Source organism: Kitasatospora sp. NPDC001683 (assembly GCF_053596495.1).
In genome coordinates this window covers 1-2,589 of sequence record NZ_JBSFGK010000220.1, presented here as the reverse complement: position 1 = coordinate 2,589, position 2,589 = coordinate 1, and the positions used below count along the sequence as shown (strand labels likewise).

Sequence of the window (2,589 nt, the reverse complement as noted above, 5' to 3'; positions counted from 1 at the left end):
CCGGGGCGGGGCGGCCCCCCCCGCGGGCCCCACCCCGCCGGGGGGGGGGGGGGGCCCCCGGGGGGGGGCCCCCCCCCCGGGGGCCCCCCCCCCCCCCCGGGGCCGCCGCCGCGCGGTCTGACGGCGGGACCGTCAAGGCGAGGTGGAGTCGGGTAAGGGGAAGTTAAAATCCGCGTGCACCTGCCGTGTTGGCGGGTCCACCGCGGTGCGCCCGATTCGGGGACGATCGGCCCGGGCGGGGTGGGCGTGCGGGCGCCTGCGGGCGCCCACGGGTGCGACCGGGCCGAGTGCCCGTGGATGGGTGCCGCTGATCCTCGTCGTCCGTGGGGGACTTGTGTGCGACGGTCAGTGAAATATCATATGGCGCATTGCACAGCGGTCCGGTCGAGATCCGGTTCCCATCCCCCGCCGCATCCGGTTGACGAGCTGTCAGCTCCGTACCCGCACCGCAAAAACGTGCACACCCTTCCCCCATGTCACGAGAGACGGAACCCGACCCGTGTTCAGATTCCGATCCCGCTCCTCCGATCCCGCTCAAGGCGCCGGCCGCGCCCAACGCGCCCCGCGCACGGCCCTGGTGGCGCTCGCGGCCGCCCTGGCCGGCGCCGCGCTCAGCAGCCCGCTGTCCGCGATGGCCGACAATCACGCGCCGCAGGCCGCCACCGTCGCCGTCGAGCCCGGCACCCCGAAGGCGGCCGCCGCCCCGCAGAAGTCCGGCCCGCGCCGGGCCAGGGCGGCCAGGACCGGCCCGGTCGCCGCCGCGAACACCGGCGGCAAGAAGACGCCCCAGCTGGTGGACGGCGCCGATCCGGGCACCGGCAAGGACGGCGACGGCAACGTCGCCAACCAGTACGACCTCCAGGTCACCTACAAGGGCGGCCAGGAGTCGACCGGTGTGGTGATCGGCGCGCCCAAGGTCTACCTGGTGCTCTGGGGATCCCAGTGGGGAACGCCCTCGACCAACTCCTCCGGCGACACCGTGACCACCGGGGACCCGGACCAGGCCGCCCCGTACCAGCAGGACTTCTTCAAGGGCCTCGGCAGTGCGGGCGACGGCTGGAGCGCCGTGCTGACCCAGTACTGCGAGGGCATCGCCGCCGGTTCCATCCAGTGCCCGGCCGGCTCCGCGCACATCCCGTTCCCCCAGCAGGGCAGCGTGCTCGCGGGCGTCTGGGTGGACAACAGCGCCCCCGCGCCGCAGGCCGCGACCGAGCCGCAGCTCGGCGCCGAGGCGCTGGCCGCCGCCAAGCACTTCGGCAACCTGACCGAGGCGCAGAACCGCAACGTCCAGTACATCATCGACTCGCCGCAGGGCACCGACCCGGACAAGTGGAAGGAACTGGGCTACTGCGCCTGGCACGACTTCCAGCGCTCGCCGTACGGCCAACTCGCCTACACCAACATGCCGTACCTGACGGACGTGGCCGGCTGCGGCACCAACTGGTTCGGTGAGAACACCCCGCGGGGCCGGCTCGACGGCTACGGGATCATCGGCGGCCACGAGTACGCGGAGACGGTGACCGACCCGAACACCCCGGGCGGCTGGACGGACGCCACCGGTCAGGAGATCGGCGACAAGTGCGCCTGGATCCCGAAGGGTTCCAACGGCGGGCTGTTCTTCGAGGACCTGGCCACCGGCAGCTTCCCGCTGCAGACCCTGTGGTCCAACTCCGACCACCTGTGCATGGCCTCGGACCCGGTGGTGACCAGCCCGCCGGTCTCGGTGAGCACGATGTGCGACCGGATCGACAAGGCCGGGCAGCTGTTGTCGATCCCGGCGGTGGGCGTGTCCAGCAGCGGTTCGGCCCTCACCTACAGCGCCACCGGGCTGCCGCAGGGGCTGGCCATCGACGCGAGGAGCGGGGTCATCTCCGGCACCGCGGCCGCGACCACCGGCTACCAGCGGATCAACGTGACGGCGACGGACGCGGCGGGCAGGACGGCCTCCACCGGCTTCTGGGAGAACGTCAGCGCGAGCGGCGGGAGGGGCTGCAACCCGATCGAGCAGCTCATCGACCCCGGCTTCGAGAACGGCTCGGCGGACGTCAACCACACGGTGATGACGGACTCCTGGGGCCCCTCGGGCTACAACATCATCACCCCGTCCAGCCTGCACGCGCCGCACTCCGGCTCCTGGTACGCCTGGCTCGGCCAGAACACCGGCACGGACGACTCCATCACCACCTACCTGAACACCTACCCCGGCTACGGGCAGGCGACCTTCTCCTTCTGGCTCGACACCGAGACGACCAACACCTCCGGTTCCTCGCCCGACACGTTGTCGCTGGTGGCGATCGACCAGTACACCGGGCAGCCGCTCGGCACGGTGAAGACCTGGACCAGCCAGAACCCGACCAACGGCTACCAGTACCAGTCGGTCGACCTCTCCCCGTTCATCGGGCAGGTCGGCTGGGGGACCACCATCGGCCTCAAGCTGGTCTCCCACGAGACCGGTGCGACCCCGAGCACGGCGTTCCTGATCGACGACGCCTCGGCTCGCGAGAGCTGACCCCTGGTTCGAACTCCGGCCCCGGCACCGCGCGTCGCGGTGGCGGGGGCGGCTGCTACCGGGTGTGGGCGTTCGTACGG

At 72.0% G+C, this 2,589-nt stretch carries 1 protein-coding gene; it reads left to right on the top strand.

Going from position 1 to position 2,589, the window contains the following annotated elements; all coding sequences use genetic code 11:
* The first annotated feature begins 499 nt into the window (after window positions 1-499).
* Complete coding sequence (locus ACWCYO_RS40560; RefSeq protein ID WP_449787037.1) at window positions 500-2,509, top strand: Ig domain-containing protein; 2,010 nt, start codon at window positions 500-502, stop codon at window positions 2,507-2,509.
* The last annotated feature ends 80 nt before the right edge of the window (window positions 2,510-2,589 follow it).